14 protein-coding genes and 1 pseudogene are annotated in these 21,639 nt (G+C 45.8%); 12 read left to right on the top strand and 3 right to left on the bottom strand.

Annotated features, from left to right (window positions below; translation table 11 throughout):
- Positions 1-118: 118 nt before the first annotated feature.
- The 12 genes and pseudogenes from PGH32_RS17600 to PGH32_RS17550 all read left to right on the top strand — a co-directional run bounded on the left by PGH32_RS17600 (position 119) and on the right by PGH32_RS17550 (position 19,055).
- On the top strand, positions 119-325 hold the full coding sequence (locus tag PGH32_RS17600) for a helix-turn-helix transcriptional regulator (protein WP_025122562.1): 207 nt from the start codon (positions 119-121) through the stop codon (positions 323-325).
- A 95-nt stretch (positions 326-420) separates the two neighbouring features.
- A complete protein-coding gene (locus tag PGH32_RS17595) occupies positions 421-1,014 on the top strand; it encodes a hypothetical protein (RefSeq protein ID WP_337894697.1) in 594 nt (197 codons plus the stop codon).
- Between the two features lie 370 nt (positions 1,015-1,384).
- Positions 1,385-2,011, top strand: a complete 627-nt coding sequence (locus PGH32_RS17590; RefSeq protein ID WP_337894870.1) for an inovirus Gp2 family protein — start codon at positions 1,385-1,387, stop codon at positions 2,009-2,011.
- A 162-nt stretch (positions 2,012-2,173) separates the two neighbouring features.
- Positions 2,174-2,563, top strand: coding sequence for a putative zinc ribbon protein (locus PGH32_RS17585; RefSeq protein WP_337894696.1), 390 nt, complete (start codon positions 2,174-2,176; stop codon positions 2,561-2,563).
- 81 nt (positions 2,564-2,644) lie between these two features.
- A pseudogene (locus PGH32_RS24730) lies at positions 2,645-2,956 on the top strand (DUF7828 domain-containing protein); the annotation flags it as partial.
- Positions 2,957-3,494: 538 nt separating this feature from the next.
- Entirely contained in the window at positions 3,495-7,625 is a 4,131-nt protein-coding gene (locus tag PGH32_RS17580) for an esterase/lipase family protein (RefSeq protein ID WP_337894695.1), read from the top strand.
- Between the two features lie 336 nt (positions 7,626-7,961).
- Positions 7,962-10,418, top strand: coding sequence for a type I restriction-modification system subunit M (locus PGH32_RS17575; RefSeq protein WP_337894694.1), 2,457 nt, complete (start codon positions 7,962-7,964; stop codon positions 10,416-10,418).
- Positions 10,419-10,420: 2 nt separating this feature from the next.
- Positions 10,421-11,797 carry a restriction endonuclease subunit S gene (locus PGH32_RS17570; protein ID WP_337894693.1) on the top strand — a complete coding sequence of 459 codons (1,377 nt, stop codon included), beginning with the start codon at positions 10,421-10,423 and terminating at the stop codon, positions 11,795-11,797.
- On the top strand, positions 11,794-13,227 hold the full coding sequence (locus tag PGH32_RS17565) for a DUF262 domain-containing protein (protein ID WP_337894692.1): 1,434 nt from the start codon (positions 11,794-11,796) through the stop codon (positions 13,225-13,227). The genes PGH32_RS17570 and PGH32_RS17565 overlap by 4 nt, the downstream gene beginning before the upstream one ends.
- Positions 13,220-15,250 (top strand): DUF262 domain-containing protein, encoded by a 2,031-nt coding sequence (locus tag PGH32_RS17560; protein ID WP_337894691.1) that lies wholly within the window; start codon positions 13,220-13,222, stop codon positions 15,248-15,250. Before PGH32_RS17565 ends, PGH32_RS17560 begins: the two co-directional genes overlap by 8 nt.
- Complete coding sequence (locus PGH32_RS17555; protein ID WP_337894690.1) at positions 15,247-18,342, top strand: type I restriction endonuclease subunit R; 3,096 nt, start codon at positions 15,247-15,249, stop codon at positions 18,340-18,342. Before PGH32_RS17560 ends, PGH32_RS17555 begins: the two co-directional genes overlap by 4 nt.
- Positions 18,342-19,055 (top strand): M48 family metallopeptidase, encoded by a 714-nt coding sequence (locus PGH32_RS17550; protein ID WP_337894689.1) that lies wholly within the window; start codon positions 18,342-18,344, stop codon positions 19,053-19,055. Before PGH32_RS17555 ends, PGH32_RS17550 begins: the two co-directional genes overlap by 1 nt.
- Positions 19,056-19,100: 45 nt before the next feature.
- Here the strand turns inward: PGH32_RS17550 and PGH32_RS17545 are convergent, their stop codons facing one another.
- Genes PGH32_RS17545 through PGH32_RS17535 form a run of 3 tightly spaced genes read right to left on the bottom strand, consistent with a single transcriptional unit; the run spans position 19,101 to position 21,382 of the window.
- A complete protein-coding gene (locus PGH32_RS17545; protein WP_337894688.1) occupies positions 19,101-20,582 on the bottom strand; it encodes an N-6 DNA methylase in 1,482 nt (493 codons plus the stop codon).
- A complete protein-coding gene (locus PGH32_RS17540; protein WP_337894687.1) occupies positions 20,575-21,177 on the bottom strand; it encodes a restriction endonuclease subunit S in 603 nt (200 codons plus the stop codon). The genes PGH32_RS17545 and PGH32_RS17540 overlap by 8 nt, the downstream gene beginning before the upstream one ends.
- 16 nt (positions 21,178-21,193) lie before the next feature.
- On the bottom strand, positions 21,194-21,382 hold the full coding sequence (locus PGH32_RS17535; RefSeq protein WP_337894686.1) for a hypothetical protein: 189 nt from the start codon (positions 21,380-21,382) through the stop codon (positions 21,194-21,196).
- Between the last annotated feature and the right edge of the window lie 257 nt (positions 21,383-21,639).

The following is a 21,639-nucleotide window of genomic DNA, read 5'->3' as shown; positions in this document are numbered from 1 at the left end:
AACAGAGGTAAACATAACTCGCTTTTTTTACGTATCTCCACATGGATATGTCCCGGAGCAGTCGTCGTTATCAAACTTCACTAATCCGGCTTACCTTTCAAAACCGGAGAGACAAATCATGAATACCCCTACCTTGCTTACCGAAGATCAACTCGTTGACATGGTATTTATCACAACGCTTCTTCAGATGACAGATAAGTGGATTTATAAGCTCATTAAAGATGGTTCCTTTCCCAAACCTATCAAACTAGGGCGAAGCTCCCGATGGCTGAAAAGTGGAGTGGAAGCCTGGCTCCAGGAACGCGTCGACCAGTCCCGTAAATAACCTCCACTCCGACTAAACCCTCAGCAGACTAATAATCTCCCGGTATATCCGGCGGTTTCTGCCACCTGTAATTTAAGCCATAAGGAATATAAACCATGAAAGACTACAAGCCACGCTACGAGGAGCTGTATAAATATTATCAAACCTGGTTGACAGATTTTACGAAGCTGGCGATCAGATCGGGTATGTGTCACCAGAATATATGTCACCATCATACCCTGACGGTTGGCAGCCTTAAGTTTCCAGAAGAAAAAGAGGTTATTGCCATCGTCCCACAATGCCTGCACCGGATTATTTATGGCAGAACCGAAGCATCGATAACCGTCAATGATGACCTGAGCGTTAGTTTATTAACTCAAGAGCATCTGCTGGCTCACCATCCCATGTTGGAGGGGATTTTGCTGTCTGAGTGCGTGCGTTTGAAACAGCGTCCTCTGGCAAATAAGCTCATCAGTTTGTTTCGGCAGTTTAGTGGTACTGAACTGCGTCTGAAGATGGTCAGGTTGTGCTGGTACGATTTGATGCTGGGAAATAGTCTTGATGACTGGACCGACAATCTGAAGCGCAAGTCCTATGAGGAGCTTTGCAACTGGATCATTGGGCGGCAGGAGGAAATTCTGATGATAACTAGCGTAATGGATGAATACGTTACTTTCGCGTATCGCACAGTTGTCGATCCACTGATTTAACCTTCTGTAGTATTAGTCGGAAACATCGTTGTTCCCTTGTAAATGCCTGTTATATGGGACAACTAACTTCGGAGTGATTATTGACGGTAAACCAATCAGTTAAGACTTATGCCAAAAGGATTCTCTGAATGATGATAATGTCGGATAGGTAATATATTACTTCAATATAATCAGTTACTACCACTTCTGGTGTGAATGATGCTGTGCATCCATGACAGTCGCTGATCTATCAACTAAGAACTTCAGCATCCCCCCTACTCCCCCAACCAAACCATTATGCCGGCCTGTCTTACGGGATAGCAGCACCATGCCTGCTGTCCCTCGGCAGGTGGAGGAAACCACTGTGTTCATATTCGATAATACTAACCCTATGAAGCTCGACCCAAGCCAGGCACCTTTCAATGTGGCTTATCTACAAAGAATCGCTGAAGTGCTCTGCCACGCACTGAAGGAGCATCCACAAACCACAGTTATCAGGGTGGATTTGCACTTACCGGAAAACGGAGATTTGGGAGACAGTATTACCAGCGATGCTGATTTGAGCCCGGGACTGATGTCCCGGTTTATCGACTCACTGAAAGCTCAGATAGTCGCTTATCGGCAGAGAAGAGCCAAGGAAGGGAAACGAAGCCACCGTACTTCAGTACGTTACGTCTGGGTGCTGGAGCAACCGGAACTGGGCGGCAAGAAGCATTATCACCTGGCTCTCCTCGTCAACACCGACACGTTCAATGCTCTGGGAAGCTACGATGAACAGGGGAAAGGTCTGGCATCCCTGATTCAAAACGCCTGGCTGAGTGCGATGAAGAAACGAGACTGGTATGAATATCTGACGTTAGTCCATTTCCCGGGTAACCCCCTGGCTTTTCTGGAAATCAATAAGCCGGATTTCAGAAAGAAAGTGGATGCACTGACTTTCCGTCTGAGCTACATGGCAAAGCATCGCACCAAGCGATACAGCAGTACCGAACGCTCATTCGGCTGCAGTCAGGGCTGATATTCCCTGCATCCTTTTTGCTGATGGCGATTTATTTACGCCACAATGCCACAGTGTGACAACCACACCGCAGGTCCCCTTTCAATCCCTTTAATCCATTCAACCGCATGGCGTCTGTCTACTCTTCAGGGACGGCTTACGCCTGCCTGCAGGAACATGACTATGTTTGCTAAATCCGTTACCGCTCTCGACGGTAACGGTCGCCTAGGCGGGGCTCGTACCGCGCAGACAGCGCCTTACGATCACTATACCAGCCGTCTCTGCAACAGAGTGCTGCAATACCACCCTGAGTTCGACACCGAATGTCCGTGGTTTGAGCACACCGAAACGGGTCTCACCAACAATGGTCGACAGCATTGTCCCTATGCCAATCCGGATGCTAGTGAACAGCAACTGGTCAGACGGTTACAGCGCCTCCTCCCCGATGCTACTCCCAGGGTCAGTAAAGCCGACTGGCAGTGCAGACAATGCAAGACCAGTTACTATGGTGAACGTTACTGCCTAACCTGTCGTACCGGAGACTTTAGCCAGTCAAAATGGGTGACATCATGATAATGTTGAAGTGTTTCTCGCCACCAACGCACTGGGTAATTATATCACCGCTGATAGGCTGTCAGTAAAGGAGCCAGGACCTGGAGCTGCATATCATACGGCTCTGGACTCATCCTTCATGTGGGCTCACAGTATGAAGCGCCGTGGTTTGAACTCGACCGGCGTAATACGACAAGCAAGCGGCTGTTGAACTGCGCACACTTGGAACCAGAGGTAAAAGTAAATTCGAAGGACAATAAACTGAGGACCATGTTGTTGTCACCAGCGGTAGTAGATTTGGCGAAATCGGCCACTGGCGCATCACAGGGAAAAAGAACTTTGCCGATGTGGAAATCTCGGGTGCCCCGAAACCGTAACGGTGCTGTGAGCACTGGGGGAAACGCACTGAAGTGAACACCTCAGCGTTAATAGCGACGAGTTGCAGGTCGCTATCCACTATCTGTCGTATTTTTTTCCTAAAAGACTCTTCGGCTTTGGGGCTTTGCCGCTAACCCTGCAGTTTAGGCAAACTTTTACGGCGGGTTTATTCAGCAGAACGCCTTCGTCAACATACCACTGCCAAAACTTATAATCGGGCATCACAGCCACTAATTTGAAATTTATAGCGCAGCAAGAAGCCAGCTGGAATCAGCTCTTATCAATTTTGTACATGGCTCGTAGCCTGTTGAAAGTAGGCTCCTTTTGACATAAGCAATCCTGTATGCGGGTCCTTTCCCCTTCCTGTTTAGTTCTGTTATGACTTTCAGGTAACGAACTTAGACCATGACAATGACCTGCCCCATTGATTTATTCGTCGGGCTGACAGCTATATCTAAACTTGATAGCGGTTCAAGAAGCCTGAATACTGATATAAATAGCGTTAAACAAATATCAAAGAATGACCTTATCTGGCGTGAATTTAGATTAAACATACGCAAGGAACAGTGGGAAGATGGCTACTATTCATTTAATAGCAGGTACTGAAGGGGCAAAACGCAATGTTGTTCTGATACATGGTCTCGGTGGCCATTACCGTAAAACCTGGACTGCCGGAAAGGATAAACGTCAGTTCTGGCCTGAATGGTTACAGCAGGATGATCCGGATCTGCGAATCTGGGCTGTCGAATATGAAACCAGTCTCCTGACCTGGTTGCAACCCGACATGGGCCTGAAGGATCGGGCTCAGAACATATTTAAATTGCTACTTCTGCAGAATGACATCACTCGCGGAGAAGTTATTTTCATCGGTCACAGTCAGGGCGGATTGCTGATTAAACAAATAATCCGGCTTGCTTGTGACCGAAAGGATGAGCCTGAGGTCAGCGTACTGCTGAATAGTATCACCGCCGTTGCCTTTCTTGGTACCCCCCATCAGGGTTCTGATGTCTCGAGTTTAGGTAATTCCTTACCCGCAAGATTGCTGGCATTTGCCTGCCTCGGAGGACGACCGTCAGCCATGACGGCCTATCTTTACCGCAACAACCCCGATTTGCGCGAACTCAATGTCTGGTATCGCAACTGGGACCGCACCTTTACCGGTAAGCGTCTGGTCCTCGGCGAAAGCCGAAAATTATACGGGCTTGCTAAGATTGTCAAACCAGACAGTGCAGACCCGGGAATCCAAGCAGAGATGGTTATGGTCGATGCTGATCATAACGGGATCTGCAAACCTGATTCGAGGCAGAATGAGGTGTATCAGCATGTGCTGAACTTTGTTAAGTCGGCGAAAATCACCCCACAGCACCTCTGGCTAATGAAGCATTTTGGCAGTCAGGTCAGTGGCTGGCGCGGATACCAGAACTGGTCAGGCGCTACGCAAGACGTTGACGGACGTTATATTATTGATGATAAGGTCAAGTTCAGCGATGCGACTATCGATGCTGGCAGGAAAATCACGGCTGAAGAGATGCTGGACGCGATCAGACAAAAGCTCGCTGTGCCCGGTGCGGTACTCCGCTTGGTCGGACTGTCTGGGGTCGGGAAGACCCGCTTTGTACAGGCCCTCTTTGAAACAAACATCGGTCGGGCAGCTCTCTCCCCCGACACTGTTTTTTATACCGATGCCGGAGGCCAAGCGTTTCCAGCTCCAGATGCTCTGCTGGAAAAACTCAAATCCACGGCCCAGGAGGCGGTGGTTGTCGTCGACAACTGTGCCCCGGCCTTGCATAACTCACTGAACAGTGTGTTAAACGCCGATCCTGGGCCTGCGCGTTCCCGTCTTCTGACCGTGGAGTATGATGTTCGGGATGATATTCCTGATAACACCGATGTTATCTCGATGGAGGCCAGCTCCGGAGAACTGATTGAGGCCTTAATATCTGGCTATTTCCCTGACATCAGCCAGGCTAGTCGAAGTACCATTGCAGAATTCTCGGGAGGGAATGCCCGTGTTGCACTGGCGCTAGCTGCCACCATCGGCCGGGGAGAGAATATTTCCAGACTGAGGAGCAGCGAGCTGTTCAGCAGGCTCTTTAATCAGCGGCACGATACTAGCCCGGAGTTGATGCAAGCTGGTTCACTTCTCTCGATAGTGTATTCATTCCGCTTTGCTAACGGGGACGGATACAGTGAAGAACTGACCGATCTGGCCTGCATTGCCCACCTTCATCATGACAGACTTTATGCCTGCGCGCGTGAAATTCAACGGCGGGGACTGGCTCAAGTTAGGGGAGACTGGATGGCCATTCTTCCGCACCCCATTGCAAACGGACTCGCACAGCGAGCACTGGAAGACATTCCAGCCACACAGATCCTATCGGTTCTGGCCCCTGATAAAAATGAACGTCTGTTCAGATCGTTTACACGTCGGCTGGGTTATCTTTCGGATTCCCAGGAAGCGGCAGCCATGGCTGGTAAAATGCTGGCTTCTGACGGCATATTTGACAGGATGCTCGCCCAAGGAAAGGACCACTACACTGAAACCTTTTCCCTGATTGCCAATGTCGCCCCGGTAGCCCAAGAGCAAACACTGGGGTTTATTACACGAACAGGTGACCTGGAGCCAGACGGCTGGTTCTTTACGAGTGACAACCTGGCATTTACCGTGATTACTCGTCTGTTACGCTCCCTGGCTTATGAGGCTCGCTATTTTGAGCAGTGTGTCTGGCTGCTGTGCCGCTTTGCCGAAAATGAGAAGACAAACGAAAACAATGCCTCCAGTACCGACCTTCTGTGCACCCTGTTTCATATCCATCTGTCCGGCACCCATGCACCGTTAGCAATGCGTCTTAACATCATCAAAACACTGCTTCTCGAGCAACGCACGGGTCTGGCATTGCGTCTGTTAAATAGTCTGCTGAAAACATCGCATTTTACCTCATTTCAGGGCTTCGACTTTGGGGCTCAGGTTCGTGACTTTGGATATCTTCCTCAGACGAGGAACGACTACGAGGGCTGGTTCTGCAGGGTACTGGACTTTCTCATCGCTACCTTCACCAGGCATCCGGAGCTATCCCGCGATACATGCGGGATAGTGCATAGCTGGTTCAGATCGTTATGGAAAATCAAACCCGCACAGCCCCTACTTGTCACGTTGATTAAAATGCTCGTCGGCACGCCGGGTGATGAGGCATTGTGGACGACCGTCAAACAGGCCATTCATTTCGACGCCGAGAAACAGACCGAAGCAGAACGGGAGACTCTGCAGCAGCTCGAACAACTGACCCGGCCGGACACACTAGCACAGAAACTCAACATCTTTATTTTTTCACAACAACAGAGTTTTTATGGCCTCGGGGAAAAGGATGTGGACGGGGAAAATCACACTTCCGGATATGACGTTGCCAACAAATTGGCTGCTGCCCTCGGCAGAGACGTAGCATCCTGCTTGCCAGACCTCAGGGACAGCATTATTTACCGTGCCTTGCTTGAGGACAGCGACTATGGACGGATGATGGAATTTTCGACCGTGTTGGGCAAAGAGATTTCAGATCCTCAGGATTTCTGCCAGAAACTTAATACCCAGATAACCCGACTAGGCGCAGAGAACATTAAAAATGTCTTTCTTTGTGGTTCGTTACGGGGAATTTATCACCAGGATTCCGCGCTCTGTCATGCCGTTCTGGATGCCTGGCTGCACATGCCTAAGATGGAGAAGCACTTTGCAATAATACAGGCGCACATTCCGATGGATGCAAACAGCATTGAGCGAGTTATGCACCATCTTGAGGACCCGGAAAAAGATGTGAATGGCTACCGAATATTAGCCAGTGGCAGGCGGCATGCCATTATCCCCGACAGTTCGCTCATCGAACTCCTGCAACTGATGTGGCGCCATCAAAATGGCCCCTCCACTGCATTCGATATCCTTTCGATGCGGGTTCATGATGACGGTCGCGACGGCTATGTCTGCAGTGAGCCTCTGCTGGAGCTCGCACGTGGGTGGATCTGCGCCATCATCTATGGGCATCCGGTACCGACCAGAGATATTCCCAAATATAACATCTCTGCGATCGCGAAACGTGCATTTCAGGCGTGTTCTGCTGAGCAGGCTCGCGACCTGCTGGCAGCCATTGTCCGGTCATCAGAACGCTATACTCTGCATGATTATGACTTCACCGAGGTGCTCGGCCTCATCTGTCACTACCAGCCGCAAGTTATTCTTGACCGCTTATGTCCTGCACCCGGCGTCGTTGATGAAGCCTTCCGTGACGTTGTTTCACAGCGGTCTTACAGCAAAGACCAGCCTCTAACGGTACTGCCAATGGCAGTCACAATGGCCTGGTGTCAGCAGGATCCTCGGACCCGCTATCCATGCCTGGCAACACTGATTTCTCCGTATGAAAAATCCGGGGAACATCTCGTGTGGACCGCCCTGGCCAGCGCCCTGATTGCAGGAGCTCCTTCACCCGAACCGGTGCTATCGGGCTTGGTGCATAATGCCTCTGCAGATGACGACTTAGGCTCCAGAGCAGCCTGTGCAGAGGATAAATTGACATTGCTCGCTGAGCTTCGCAATAGCGGAAGTCCGGAGCTTGCGCTTGCAGCCTCGCGGATGATGGACGAAGTGCAAGAACGGTTCGACAGAGACCAGCAGAGGAGCGCGAGACTAAACAGAAGGGATAGTGAACAGTTCGAATATTAATGCAGAATAGCTCCCCTCACTATGAAGTATGCTTTACATCATAAAGCCCGCAATGCGGGCTGTTTTGGTGAAAGTAATTTTCGGCTAATTGGACGCCACTACATGTAGTACAGCCCTTTCCGAATAGCCCTTTACCATAATTTCCCTACTTCACGCCTAAGTGAAACTTACCTTTTTATCTACAGCAATATCTGAATTTGATGTACAGACGTCCATGGTCGAAGCCCCACCAACTTGATAAACTCTCTGGTAAATTCTTACGCGACAGAAACTATTTGGACGATTGTGTCGTCACCTCTTTGCCGCGTTACATGCATTGTTTTCACCGGACACCATATGGCTATCAAGAAGAACGAACTTTACTCCTCCCTTTGGGCGAGCTGCGACGAGTTGCGTGGCGGAATGGATGCTTCACAGTACAAAGACTATGTGTTGACCCTACTGTTTATGAAGTACGTCTCTGACAAAGCTAAGGGCAACCCTTACGCGATGATTGAAGTGCCGGAAGGTGCAAGTTTCGACGATATGGTTGCTCTCAAGGGCAACAAAGAAATTGGCGAAAAAATTAACAAAACCATCAGATTACTGGCTGAAGCTAATGACCTGAAAGGTGTTATCGACATTGCCGACTTCAATGATGAAGACAAGCTGGGCAAAGGCAAGGAGATGATCGACCGTCTTTCCAAGCTGGTGGCAATCTTCGAAGGGTTGGATCTCTCAGCCAACCGCGTTGACGGAGACGATCTGCTGGGTGATGCCTATGAATATTTGATGCGTCACTTTGCTACAGAGTCAGGTAAATCCAAAGGGCAGTTTTACACTCCTGCAGAAGTGTCACGCATTCTGGCGAAAGTTATTGGCATCAGCAAGGAGACACCACAGGATGCTACCGTTTATGACCCTACCTGTGGTTCAGGCTCACTGCTGTTGAAAGCCAGTGACGAAGCCGGTCCGAAAGGGCTAACCATTTATGGCCAAGAGATGGATTATGCGACCAGCGCACTGGCACGCATGAACATGATCCTGCATGACAACACCACCGCTAAAATCTGGAAAGGTAACACCTTAGCCGATCCACATTGGAAAGATGGCAACGATAACCTTAAAACCTTCGACTTTGCTGTAGCTAACCCCCCTTTCTCCAACAAAAACTGGACCAGCGGGCTGGATGCTGCGAACGATCCTTTTGACCGTTTTGTCTGGGGGACTCCGCCTGAAAAGAACGGCGACTATGCTTTCCTGCTGCACATCATCAAGAGTCTCAAGAGCACAGGTAAAGGCGCAGTGATCCTACCTCACGGTGTACTGTTCCGGGGCAATGCTGAAGCACATATTCGTGAAAACCTGCTAAAACAAGGTTATATCAAAGGTATTATTGGCCTACCTGCTAACTTGTTCTATGGCACAGGTATCCCAGCCTGCATCATCGTCATCGATAAAGAAGATGCTTCACTCCGAGCGTTCAACCCTAATGGTGAGAGTCAGCAAGGCATCTTTATGATCGATGCCAGTAAGGGCTTTATTAAGGACGGCAATAAAAATCGCCTACGCGCCCAGGACATCCATAAAATTGTCGATGCATTTAATCGTGAGCAGGTAATTGCTCGCTTCAGCCGTCTGGTTCCACTGTCAGAAATTGCTGGCAATGACTACAACCTCAATATCCCTCGCTATATCGACAGCAGCGATCCAGAAGATCTACACGACCTTTCTGGTCATCTGGCTGGTGGCATCCCTAATCGCGATATTGATGCTCTTAGCGCTTACTGGAACATTTTCCCGACTTTACGACAGGATCTGTTTGAACCCGCTCGCCCTGGTTACAGCAATGCTCGAGTTGAAGCAGGTAGGGTGAAAAGTACTATTCTGGCACACCCGGAATTTGCTGCTTTTAGGGTTGGGGCGCTGATACCTTTTGAAAAGTGGTTTGCAGGTTGTCAGCTTGAAGAAATTGCTCGCGGTGACTCCCCAAAACAGCTTATTGAAGAAATTGGCGAGCGACTTCTCGCAGCATATGCGTCTGAAGCCAATGCTGACACTCCGTTGCTCGAGAACTATGCCATCTATCAGTTACTAATGGATTACTGGATGGAGGTGATGCTGGACGATGTTTATGTCCTGAGTCAGGATGGCTGGCAGGCGGGAAAAGTACTTCGTGAACTTATTGTCGAAAAAGGCGAAAAACTCAAAGAAACGCCGGATCTAGTGATAGGTAAGAAAAAGTATAAGGCTGAACTATTGCCGCCAGCCCTTTTAGTAGCTCGCTATTTTGCTTCTGAACAGCAGAAGCTTGATCAACTTCAAGTCGCTTATGATGAAGCTGCACAAGCACTTGAAAGTTTCCTTGAGGAAAACAGCGGTGATGATGGGCTACTTTCTGATGCAATGAACGACAAAGAGAAAGTAACTGCTGCCAGCATTAAAGCACGATTCAAAGTGGCCACGGATAAAGAAGAAAAAGCAGTACTGAAAACTGCTCAGGCGTGGTTTGATGCTGAAACCAAAGCCAAAAAAGCGCATAAAGAAGCACAGGAAAAACTGGATCTTGCTGTATTTTCCCATTATCCAAAGCTCGCTGATAACGAGATAAAAATTCTGCTAGTACAGGATAAATGGAAGGCCAGCTTGGCTGATGCTTTGGAAGCGGAGATTGAGCGTGTTATACAGCGGCTTTCGAATCGAGTGAAAGAACTTGAGGAGCGATATAGCATTACTCTACCCAATCTTACTCAAAGTGTGGCTGAGTTAGATGACAAAGTTTCAGCTCATCTGAAGATGATGGGTTTGGAGTGAGCATGATGAAGAATCAAAACAAACTACATGGCGAAAATGTGATTCCAGCTGGCTATAAGCGGACGGAAGTAGGGGTAATTCCCAATGATTGGGATGAAATAAACCTGAATTCAATCGTTTCTGAACTAGAAGCTGGAGTAAGCGTTAACTCTATCGATCAGGTTGATGCCTACTCGCATGGAAAGCACATACTTAAAACATCATGTGTATCCAATGGACATTTTGATGGATATGAAAAAAAATCTATCCTGCCAACTGATGTAAAGCGGGCTAAATGCTCCCCAGTTAAAGGAGGGATAGTTGTTAGTCGGATGAATACACCTGCCTTGGTTGGGGAGGTTGGGTATGTTGCGGAAAGCAATCTAGATAGTTTTTTGCCTGACCGATTGTGGCAAATGAAATTCAAAAAGGATGTTGCTCACAACCCTAAGTGGCTGGCTACATTGCTTAGCTTCCCTCCTTTTTCAAAAAAAATAAAAGACACTGCCACTGGCACAAGTGGAAGCATGAAAAACATCTCGAAGAGTGCTTTTTTATCTTTGAAACTTCCTTGGCCAACATTAAAAGAACAGAATATTATCGGTACAGCTCTCTCCGATGCCGATGCTCTAATTACCGCACTTGAGCAGTTGATTGCCAAAAAGCAGGCGATCAAAACTGCCACTATGCAGCAACTATTGACGGGACGAACTCGCCTACCACAATTTTATAAATATTCCAATGAGACTCTAAAAGGATATGCAACCGGTGAACTAGGTCATATCCCGGTAGATTGGGAAGTTGTCACCTGTGGAGAAATTGGAAAATTCCGTGGAGGGAATGGATTCCCAACTGGCGTACAAGGACAAACAAGCGGAAAGTATCCATTTTATAAAGTCTCAGACATGAATAACGATGGGAATGGTATTTTCATGTCTGACAGTAACAACTGGATTTCATCCAATATTAAGAAGCAATTAGGAAGTACAATTTTTCCTGCTGGCAGCATAATCTTTGCTAAAGTTGGAGCAGCTATATTTTTAGAACGAAAAAAGATTCTTACCATTCCTAGTTGCATTGATAATAACTTAGCCGCATTTGAGCTAGATCTAACTCGATGTGAGATAAGATTTATACATTACATATTGTTAAATCTAAACTTTGGAGATTATGTTAGCACAACAGCCTTGCCATCATTAAGTGGTGCCGTGCTTTCAAAAATAAAGATTGTTTTACCTTCGATTAAGGAACAAATGGCTATCGCCTCGATTCTCTCAGACATGGATGCTGAGATAGAAATGCTGGAGAAAAAACTCGCCAAGTTCCACGATATAAAACAGGGCATGATGCAACAGCTGCTGACCGGGCGTATCCGTTTACCATTGGATCACCAACCATGAAACATACCCTTGATAAGACAGTCCTGTCCGTCAAGGGTCTTCTTAACCTGACTGACGTAGCAATCCCAGCCTATCAGCGTCCTTATAGATGGACAGTGAAAAATATAAGCGAACTGTTTGCGGATATTGATAGCCATCTTGATAAATCGGCTTACCGCTTGGGCTCTGTGGTGTTTCATCACACTGAGAATGATGAAAAAAACAAGCTCGATATCGTCGATGGCCAGCAACGAACGTTGACATTAATGCTGGCCGTATGGGCCATTATCGAAACCCGGCTTACGGGGCTAGAACGTCAGGATTTGCAGGAAACGCTAATCCAGCTTAGACCTTGCGTTAAAGGTTTTATGGGGCGACAACGCTTTGCTAGCCAAGTGTCGGAATACAATCTGTACCAGAATTATCAGGAGCTAAAACACAGGATTAGCCACCGAGAATTCAGCGAAGAGCATATCGATTTTCTTCTCAATCGCTGCCAGATAGTAGTCTTTGTGCTATCTGACCTTTCTGAAGCCTTTCAGTTCTTCGACTCACAAAATGCCCGTGGGCGAGATCTGGATCCTCACGATCTGCTTAAAGCCTTCCATCTACGTGAATTCGCCAGCCATGAGGTAGAACTAAAAGCTGTATCCGTTGCTCATTGGGAAGGATTGCCCAGTGATGACCTGGCTAATCTTTTCGCATCCTATCTCTACAGAGTACGTCAGTGGTCACAGGGGAATTCAGCTCGTTTCTTTGGTAAGGATGAGGTCAGCCTATTCAAAGGGATCAATCTTGACCAGATTGGTCAGTACCCTTACGTGGAATCTTTGCGTATGGCTCACCATTTTGTGGATGACTATAACAATCAGTACCAGCGCAAGATTGAAGGCCAGAAAATGCGTTTCCCTTTTCATCTCGATCAGATGATTATCAATGGAAGACGCTTTTTCGAAATGGCGGAACACTACCAGCAACAGGTATCGGCAATTATCGCCAGTGAGCATGCCAGCACTCATACTCAAAAGCCGTTAATGATTCAGGGCGTGGTCCTTGATGAAATGGCAACTCAGATACTAAGAACGTTAAATAGCTATCGAAATCGCTATCGAACAGGGGATCAATATATACGCACTATGTTTGATTGTGCTCTGATCTTTTATATCGACAAATTTGGTGGGCAGTCGTTATCTGCAGCGATTGAAAAAAGCTTTATCTGGGCCTATAGATGCCGAATCCGACAGCAGGTGGTACAGCTAGCAACTATGGATAAGTACGTGCTGGAAAATAATCTGTTCCGGGTAATCAAAGAAGCCAGAGTGCCTAGTGATGTGCTATCTATACCATTACTCACAATTCGGACTTCAGAAAATAATAATAACCGCCGTACCGGTAACCATGAGCAAGACGAGCTGGTGAGGCTGTTCAAGGAGATGAACTACTATGAGTGATGCAAAGGTAACATCCTTTACGGTCAGATCATTACTGGGCGATGCATCTCGTTATCTTATCCCCATGTACCAGCGTAACTATGCCTGGGGAGAGGGGGAGATCACTCAACTTGTGCAGGACATACTCGACTACCAACAAAAATGTCTGCATAGACTATACCCTCAAACTTACTACATCGGTACGTTAGTCGTGTTCACTCGTCCTGATGGGGACGCAGAAATAATCGACGGGCAGCAACGTTTCACTACCTTATCCCTTCTTGCTAACTGGTTAAAAAAACATGCGGGACCCACGCTGGATATGAGCTGGTACCAAGGGATTAACTTAGGGTTTGAGAGCAGACCTAAGTCTGGCGAAACCTTTGCTCGGCTCTGGCAAGGCGTCGAACCACATAAACTGCGGAGCAAGGAATTTAATGAAGGGCTGATCAAAGGCTACGAACTTATTGGCAAGGTTCTACGCGACTTGAAATTAGTTGGTGACTCATTAACTCATTTTTGTACCTATCTGTTCGACCATGTACAAATTGCCCGAATAGAAGTGCCTGCTGATACCGACCTCAATCATTTTTTTGAGGTGATGAACAACCGAGGCGAGCAACTCGAAAAGCATGAGGTGGTGAAAGCACGGCTCATGGCGGTACTCAACCAAATAACAGATCCGCAGGAAAAACAAAGCAACCTTAACACCCTTTCTCGAGTCTGGGATGCCTGTGCAAACATGGAACGTTATGTCCAATACGGTTTCACACCAGCTGAGCGTCATCGTTTGTTTGGTCAGGAAAATTGGGGGCAGTTTGTGCCTGCTGATTTTAATTCGTTAGCTGACATGCTTATCTCATCGGTTTCGGAGCTTAGCACAACAGAGAACCAAACAACCCGCACACTGGCTGACATCCTAAAGTCATCTTCAACCATAAGTGGTGATAGAGGTGAAGAAAATGAAGGTAGTTCAGAGCGTTTTAATAGTGTTATCAACTTCTCCAACTTCCTGCTCCATGTGTTGCGTGTCTGTAGCCAAACAAGAAAGGTCAGAGTAGATGTTCCGCTTGATGACAAACAATTAATAGAACAGTTCGAACTTCGGTTATTAAAGCAGAATGACCCGGTTAAAGCGGTACAGAATTTCATCTTTGCACTTATCAAATGCAAATATCTTTTTGATCAGTTCGTGATAAAACGAGAATTCGCTAAAGGTAGTGATGGGTGGAGCCTTAAGCGCCTGCGTTGGTATTCGGAAAAGAGCACCAGCTATACCAATACGTTTAATGAAGATGATGGTAGCTATGTAGACATCAACCGACAGATCTTAATGTTGCTTTCCGCGTTCCACGTTTCAACCCCTACTCTGGTTTACAAGCACTGGTTGAATGGGGCTTTGTACTATCTGTTTAATGCCCATTCCGCTGAAAACCAGATAGATGCAAGGAAGTACCTCGAGTATCTGGAGCATCTTGCCTCCGCGTTTGTCTTTCAAAACTTTCTGGCAGAACAAGAACCAAAATCATATTTTGAGATTATCTACGGTAAAGAGGTACATCTCCAACCTGCGGTACTGCCGGATAAGATTCAGAAGAAGATGCGCTTTGGGGTGATAGCAAACAACTTGGTATTCAATTACTTGGACTACTTACTCTGGTGTCGTGACAGAAATAAAGCAGAGATAGTCAAACGTTTTGAATTTACCTTCCGAAGTTCGGTAGAGCATTTCTACCCTCAACATCCCATGGATAGCTACAGGACATTACCAGATACATCGTTGCACGCCTTCGGCAACCTCTGCCTTATTAGCCACAGCAAGAATTCGCGACTGAGTAATTTCCAGCCAAAACAAAAGCAAGAGCACTTCGAAGCGAGTCTTGAACGGAATGAAATAGATAGCCTGAAACTGCTCACCATGATCGAGTTGATGAAAAAGAACAATCAGTGGGGGGAAGAAGAAATCGCCACTCACGAAGCGGAAATGCTGGCAGTGTTAACCAGTGCTGGTGGTAGTGATAGCGTATTTAAGGAGGTGTTATGAACAGTGTTGGTCAACGTGAACGCATGACACAAAAACGTGTTATCCAGTTATTCACCGATCATCTCGGTTATCACTATCTTGGTAACTGGCATAAACGAGAAGACAATCGGAACATTGAACCCGGTTTAGTCTCTGCCTGGTTAACAAAACGCGGCGTTTCAGAAGTCCTAATCGCCCGAGCATTACGGCAGCTGGATCGAGCCGCAAGCCTTGGTGAAGGTCGTATCCTCTATGATGCAAACAAAGAGGTGTATCGCCTGCTACGCTACGGCGTAAAGGATAAAGAAGGTGCAGGTGAGCAGAATCAAACAGTGTGGTTGGTCGACTGGAAAAATCCAGAAAACAATGATTTTGCTATAGCTGAAGAAGTGACCTACAACGGCGAAAATAAAAAGCGCCCGGATTTGGTGCTATATGTTAACGGTATTGCGCTTGGTGTCATTGAGCTTAAACGTTCTACAGTGTCAGTCTCAGAGGGTATCCGCCAAAACCTCGATAATCAGCAAAAAGCCTTCATCCGCAACTTCTTCACTACCATCCAATTGGTGATGGCCGGTAATGATTTAGAAGGGCTTCGCTATGGCGTAATCGAAACGCCGGAGAAATATTACCTTCAATGGAAAGAAGCCGCTGAATCACCTCACGCCAACATGCTTGATCGTCACCTGGCTCAGATATGCAATAAACAGCGCCTGCTGGAATTAATCCACGACTTTATCGTTTTCGATGCTGGAGTGAAGAAAACCTGCCGTCATAACCAATATTTTGGCGTCACAGCAACGAAACCGTTCATTCAACGCAATGAAGGCGGGATTATCTGGCATACCCAGGGCAGCGGTAAAAGCCTGACAATGGTTTGGCTGGCAAAGTGGATCAGAGAAAATATTACCGATAGCCGAGTTTTAATCATTACCGACCGTACAGAACTTGATGAACAGATCGAGAAAGTGTTTAACGGTGTGGAAGAACAGATCCTTCGTACCAGAAGTGGCGCAGATCTGGTGACTCGCCTGAATCAAACCAAACCCTGGCTTGTATGCTCACTCGTACATAAATTTGGTCGTCAGGAGGAGGATGACAAAGACGCTGACACTGACGATTTTATCGAACAAATGAAACGAAATATCCCTGCCGATTTTAGTCCGAAGGGAAAATTATTCGTCTTTGTGGATGAGTGCCACCGAACCCAATCCGGCAAATTACATTCGGCAATGACAAGTATTTTGCCAGATGCACAATTTATCGGTTTCACCGGTACCCCGCTGATGAAGAAAGATAAGAAGAAGTCAGTGGAGGTCTTCGGGCCTTATATCCACACTTATAAATTTGATGAAGCAGTGAATGATGGGGTTGTACTGGACCTACGCTACGAAGCTCGTGACATCGATCAGCGGGTCAAATCTCAGAAAAAAGTCGACCAGTGGTTTGATGCTAAGACATCTAAACTTTCTCGCCTTGGCCAACAGCAACTCAAGCAGAAATGGGCTTCAATGCAGAAGCTGTTATCGAGCCGCTCTCGGCTGGAACAGATTGTGGCTGACATCCTTCTAGATTATGAACAAAAACCACGACTCGCCGACGGCCGCGGTAACGCCATGCTGGTTTGTTCCAGTGTCTATCAAGCCTGCAAATGCTATGAGATGTTTAGTGACGCTGGTTTTGCCGGTAAATGTGCGATTGTGACGAGCTACCAGCCAAATGCCAGCGAGATTAAAGGCGAGGAAAGCGGTGAAGGACTGACTGAGAAACTGGCCAAGTACAACATCTATCGCAAAATGCTTGCGGAGTATTTTGAACAGCCTGAGGCTGAAGCAGCCAAACGAGTGAGTGATTTCGAAAAAGAGGTCAAACAACGCTTCATCAAAGAACCAGGCCAGATGCGCCTTCTGATAGTCGTTGATAAGTTATTGACTGGCTTTGATGCTCCATCAGCCACATACCTCTATATCGACAAGAAAATGGCCGATCACAACCTTTTCCAGGCGATATGTCGCGTTAACCGGTTGGATGGTGAAGATAAAGAATACGGCTATATTGTCGACTATAAAGACCTTTTCCGCTCATTGGAAAAAACAGTTCAGGACTACACCGCAGAAGCCTTTGATGGCTACGACAAAGAAGATGTAGCCGGTTTATTGAAGGATCGATTGCAACAGGCGAAAATCGATCTGGATGGTGCTCTGGATGCCGTTCGCACTCTCTGCGAACCAGTAAAAATGCCACGCAATCAACTTGATTATCAGCATTATTTTTGTGGAGAATCAGGGGCGTCGATAGAGCAGTTATCTGAGAAAGAAGCTTTACGTCTGACGTTGTATCAATCCGTGGCGAAGCTTATCCGTGCTTTTACCAATCTGGCAGGTGAGCTAACAGATGCTGGTTATAGCGAGCAGCAGGCAAATCAAATCCGCATCGATGTTGAGTTTTATACAAAAGTCCGCGACGAAATAAAAATAGCCAGTGGCGATTTCGTGGACATGAAGCAGTTCGAGCCAGGTATGCGGCAGATGCTGGATCTTTGGGTGGATGCCGATCCAAGTGAAACCCTCATGGATTTTGAGGAACTAGGACTGCTTGAGTTGATTATTGAACGCGGAGAAGAAGCACTGGATGGACTTCCAGCCGACATGCGTGGCAATCAGGAAGCCATGGCTGAAGCGATTGAAAATAACGTTCGCAGAACCATTGTTGATGAAAACCCAGTCAACCCGAAATACTACGAAAAAATGTCGGTGTTGCTTGATGAACTGATCGCACTTCGTCGTCAACAGGCTATCTCCTATCAAGAGTATCTTGAGCACGTACGTGAACTGGCGAAGCAGGTTAAACATCCGCAATCCGGAAGTAAAAGTACTTATCCAGCAAGCATTGATACCCTCGCCAAGAAAGCGTTGTATGACAACCTCGGGCAGGATGAAGTCTTGGTGACAAAGATAGATGCCGCAGTCCGTCATACCAAAAAGGCCGACTGGTATGGGGATCGTTTTAAAGAACGCGAGATTAGTTTCGCTATCGCGGAAGAGATCAAAGGTTATTCAGTGACGGTCGCGGATGTTATGGCTCTGGTGAAGGCACAGAAGGAGTACCGCTGATGCCATTGGTTACCTTTGGTGAGCTCACTCTCGATTTGCAGCGTAAGCCAATCAAAAACTTGCATATCAGCGTACTGCCTCCGGATGGCCGAGTGAGAGTATCGGCCCCCGTCTCACTGTCAGACACAGCTATCAGGATGGCTGTTGTCAGAAGGCTGGTATGGATCCGACAGCAGCAAGCACAATTTCAGGCTCAGCCGCGCCAGAGTGAACGAGAAATGTGTAGTGGCGAAACACACTACCTTTGGGGAAGAGGATATCGGCTGGATGTAGTTTTAGTAGATAAGCCCGCTGAAGTGAAACTTCAGGGTGGTTGGATACGTATGAAAGTACCTTCACATTATGATACGGCCCAGCGGGAAGCGGTTCTCAACCAGTGGTATCGTGGTATTTTAAAACAAAGACTGCCTAAGTTAATGGCAAAATGGCAGCAAGAGGTAAAGGCTGAAGCCAGTTTTGTTGGCATCAAGCGAATGAAGACCAAATGGGGTAGCTGTAATCCACAGACAGCACGTATCTGGATCAATCTCGAACTGGTAAAAAAACCACCTGAATGCCTTGAATTCATTGTGGTTCACGAGCTAGTTCATCTACACGAACGCAAGCATAATGAGCGTTTTATCGGCCTGATGAGTATTCATTTGCCAAACTGGCGTGAACACAGAGCTAAGTTGAATAAAATGCCCTTGGCTTATAATCATTGGGGATATTGAAATTTAATCAGAAAATGGTTGATACTATTGCATCAACCATTTCCATCAATTATCAATAAAATCTTTCATTTCTCTTTCTAATTCGTGCAATGTTGATAGTAGTTCTTCACGCTGTTGACGTAATCTCTCAAGATCAACAAAAACCTGCTCCTCATGCTTCTTAACATACCGAGATATATTTAAATTAAAATCATTTAATTGTATTTCATCATAAGAAGCCACATGTGAAAAATCATCGATACTACTCCTTTCAAAGTAGCATTTTGATACTTTTTCAATGATTTCATTTGTTATCAAATTGCGCCCTTTTACGGGTTTAGCCAAATCAGATGCGTCAATAAACACGACATTAGAATTGTTTCTATCTCTCCTGAATATCAAAATGGCGGTTGGTATCGCTGTCCCAGGAAGCAACCTATCTGGTAGACCTATTACCGCATCTAACAACCCTTCACTGATTAAATTTTTCCTTATACTCTCCTCTTGACCTCCACGAAACAATACCCCGTGAGATACCAGCATGGCCATTCTACCAGTTGCACTTTTAAGTGTTGAAACCATGTGCAAAATAAAGGCATAATCACCCTTAGACTGAGGTGGGAAACCTAAATTAAAGCGACCATAATCATTACGTACTAAATCATCATGATTCCAACCCAAAATATTTAACGGAGGGTTAGAAGCAACTACATCAAACTGCATCAATCTATTATCTGTATCCAGAAGCTGAGGATTAGATATTACATCCCCCCATTCTATCCGACTATTAATTTCGTTATGCATAATCATATTTATTTTAGCCAAGGCCCAAATGGATCTATTAACTTCTTGACCAAATAAAGTATAATTATTGCTTCTAAAGGATTTTTTTATTTTTTCCCCTAGGGTAATTAAAAGAGAACCAGACCCACAAGCAGGATCACAAATACTATCTCCATCCTTAGGCTGCAATAACTCTGCAAATAGTAGTGAAACACCTTCTGGAGTATAAAATTCTGCCCCCCTCATAGCCGAGTCAGATGCAATTTTTTCAAAAAGATATCTACATGCTACTTTTATCTTTTTATTACCATCCTGGGTATAATCGAATTTCATTTCAGGACTTGCAAAAATATCGAGTAATTCATTAAGCATCCGGTCTCTTTCTGATTTTGCACCAAAATTAACTGTCGCAAATTTTATCGACTCGAATAAATAACCACCTCTACTTTGGCAGACCGAATCAATGGCCTGATCAATTAATCTCAGCGAATCATCAATCCTCTCTCCGATATAATCACCATGATCCTTAGCATCATGATATATTTTATAAAAACTAGCATCCTCTGGCACTCGAGAAACAATCTCTAACAACTCAGAATATTCTTCATTGATTAAATCGTATTCATAATCAGCCTTAACATCAGAAATATATTTCAGCAATAACATTGAAAATATATAATCTTTATAAGAAGATGAGTCAATTTTTCCTCTAAACAAATTACAAGCAAGTAAAAGTGATTTATGAAGCACCTTCATTTCACTCATTTTCTAACTCCTCGCTATTAATGATACTTTCACATATACCATCAAAGAGCATATCGCCATTTTGTATTAGTGAATTATAGACTATTTTTTGTTTATTCCAGTTTCTATTAATAGAACCAATATTTTCTTGAACCCCCAAATTTGGGAGTTTAACAGTCATTTTAGAAACCGTTTTTGAATTAATTTTACTAATACTAGTACCTTCACTCAAACTGCGAATATATTTACTTCCAGAAGTAGAGTTTATATACCAATGTAAATAATGTGGTAATATTAGATTTTCATTACATCTAATTACTGCTAACTGATTGGACGTAATGATTGGTTTGCCTAGATTCCCTTCGATAATCCCAGCTGAAAACACAGGTCCCCGCAGACGTAATAAAATATCATTAGGGAAAAGATAATGCTTCTCAGGATTACCCTCTGGGATAACAGAGGTTAAAGCACCTAGATCTAAGCTGCCGTCCAGCCCAATATCTTTCGTCTGGATGAGATAACAGGAGCCTTGCTCACCAGCATCTTGTATTGCCGATTTAAAGGGCATCCCTAAGCGGATCTCAGCAACACTCTCTAATGTAACAATTTTATGCATAAGTAAGTTAGGGAGATTACTCTCCCTTTCCTCCAGTAGTTTTAAGCACAATCGAGTGTTTCCAATTCACATCCCCCACACGTACATCTAAATCCATCTGCAATGAGGAAAAGGAGAGCGCGTGTACCAGCATAACAATACAAGCCATATTTCCCCCCTTACTTATTGACTTTTTAGGCAGGGATTGATATTTTTTCTCGTTCATTTTGTTAGAGCCTCTCATAGCGGTTTTGGCCAGAATGCTTCGGGTAAATAGCAGTTGCAGCTGCTATTTACTCCCTCTCTTACCTAGGTAGTAGCGTCGTACTAGGTCAGTGAGAAGACTATAACAGGTTACAGAGAATTTATGCAACAGTAGCGTCGTACTACTTTTTCGCGATGTCATTTTCGCTATGCATCATGGGCTCACTAACCTCATGATTATTCTCATTTATCTTGCGAATTCATGATAGAAAAATATTT

Source organism: Erwinia sp. SLM-02 (genome assembly GCF_037450285.1).
Taxonomy (GTDB): Bacteria; Pseudomonadota; Gammaproteobacteria; order Enterobacterales; family Enterobacteriaceae; genus Erwinia.
This window is presented reverse-complemented; position numbering and strand designations above follow the sequence as displayed.

Coding starts and splice junctions, on each gene's coding strand:
- PGH32_RS17565 (WP_337894692.1), top strand. CDS start 11,794: ATGAAACATACCCTTGATAAGACAGTCCTGTCCGTCAAGGGTCTTCTT.
- PGH32_RS17550 (WP_337894689.1), top strand. CDS start 18,342: ATGCCATTGGTTACCTTTGGTGAGCTCACTCTCGATTTGCAGCGTAAG.
- PGH32_RS17560 (WP_337894691.1), top strand. CDS start 13,220: ATGAGTGATGCAAAGGTAACATCCTTTACGGTCAGATCATTACTGGGC.
- PGH32_RS17540 (WP_337894687.1), bottom strand. CDS start 21,177: ATGCATAAAATTGTTACATTAGAGAGTGTTGCTGAGATCCGCTTAGGG.
- PGH32_RS17570 (WP_337894693.1), top strand. CDS start 10,421: ATGATGAAGAATCAAAACAAACTACATGGCGAAAATGTGATTCCAGCT.
- PGH32_RS17600 (WP_025122562.1), top strand. CDS start 119: ATGAATACCCCTACCTTGCTTACCGAAGATCAACTCGTTGACATGGTA.
- PGH32_RS17580 (WP_337894695.1), top strand. CDS start 3,495: ATGGCTACTATTCATTTAATAGCAGGTACTGAAGGGGCAAAACGCAAT.
- PGH32_RS17575 (WP_337894694.1), top strand. CDS start 7,962: ATGGCTATCAAGAAGAACGAACTTTACTCCTCCCTTTGGGCGAGCTGC.
- PGH32_RS17555 (WP_337894690.1), top strand. CDS start 15,247: ATGAACAGTGTTGGTCAACGTGAACGCATGACACAAAAACGTGTTATC.
- PGH32_RS17590 (WP_337894870.1), top strand. CDS start 1,385: ATGAAGCTCGACCCAAGCCAGGCACCTTTCAATGTGGCTTATCTACAA.
- PGH32_RS17585 (WP_337894696.1), top strand. CDS start 2,174: ATGTTTGCTAAATCCGTTACCGCTCTCGACGGTAACGGTCGCCTAGGC.
- PGH32_RS17545 (WP_337894688.1), bottom strand. CDS start 20,582: ATGAGTGAAATGAAGGTGCTTCATAAATCACTTTTACTTGCTTGTAAT.
- PGH32_RS17595 (WP_337894697.1), top strand. CDS start 421: ATGAAAGACTACAAGCCACGCTACGAGGAGCTGTATAAATATTATCAA.
- PGH32_RS17535 (WP_337894686.1), bottom strand. CDS start 21,382: ATGAACGAGAAAAAATATCAATCCCTGCCTAAAAAGTCAATAAGTAAG.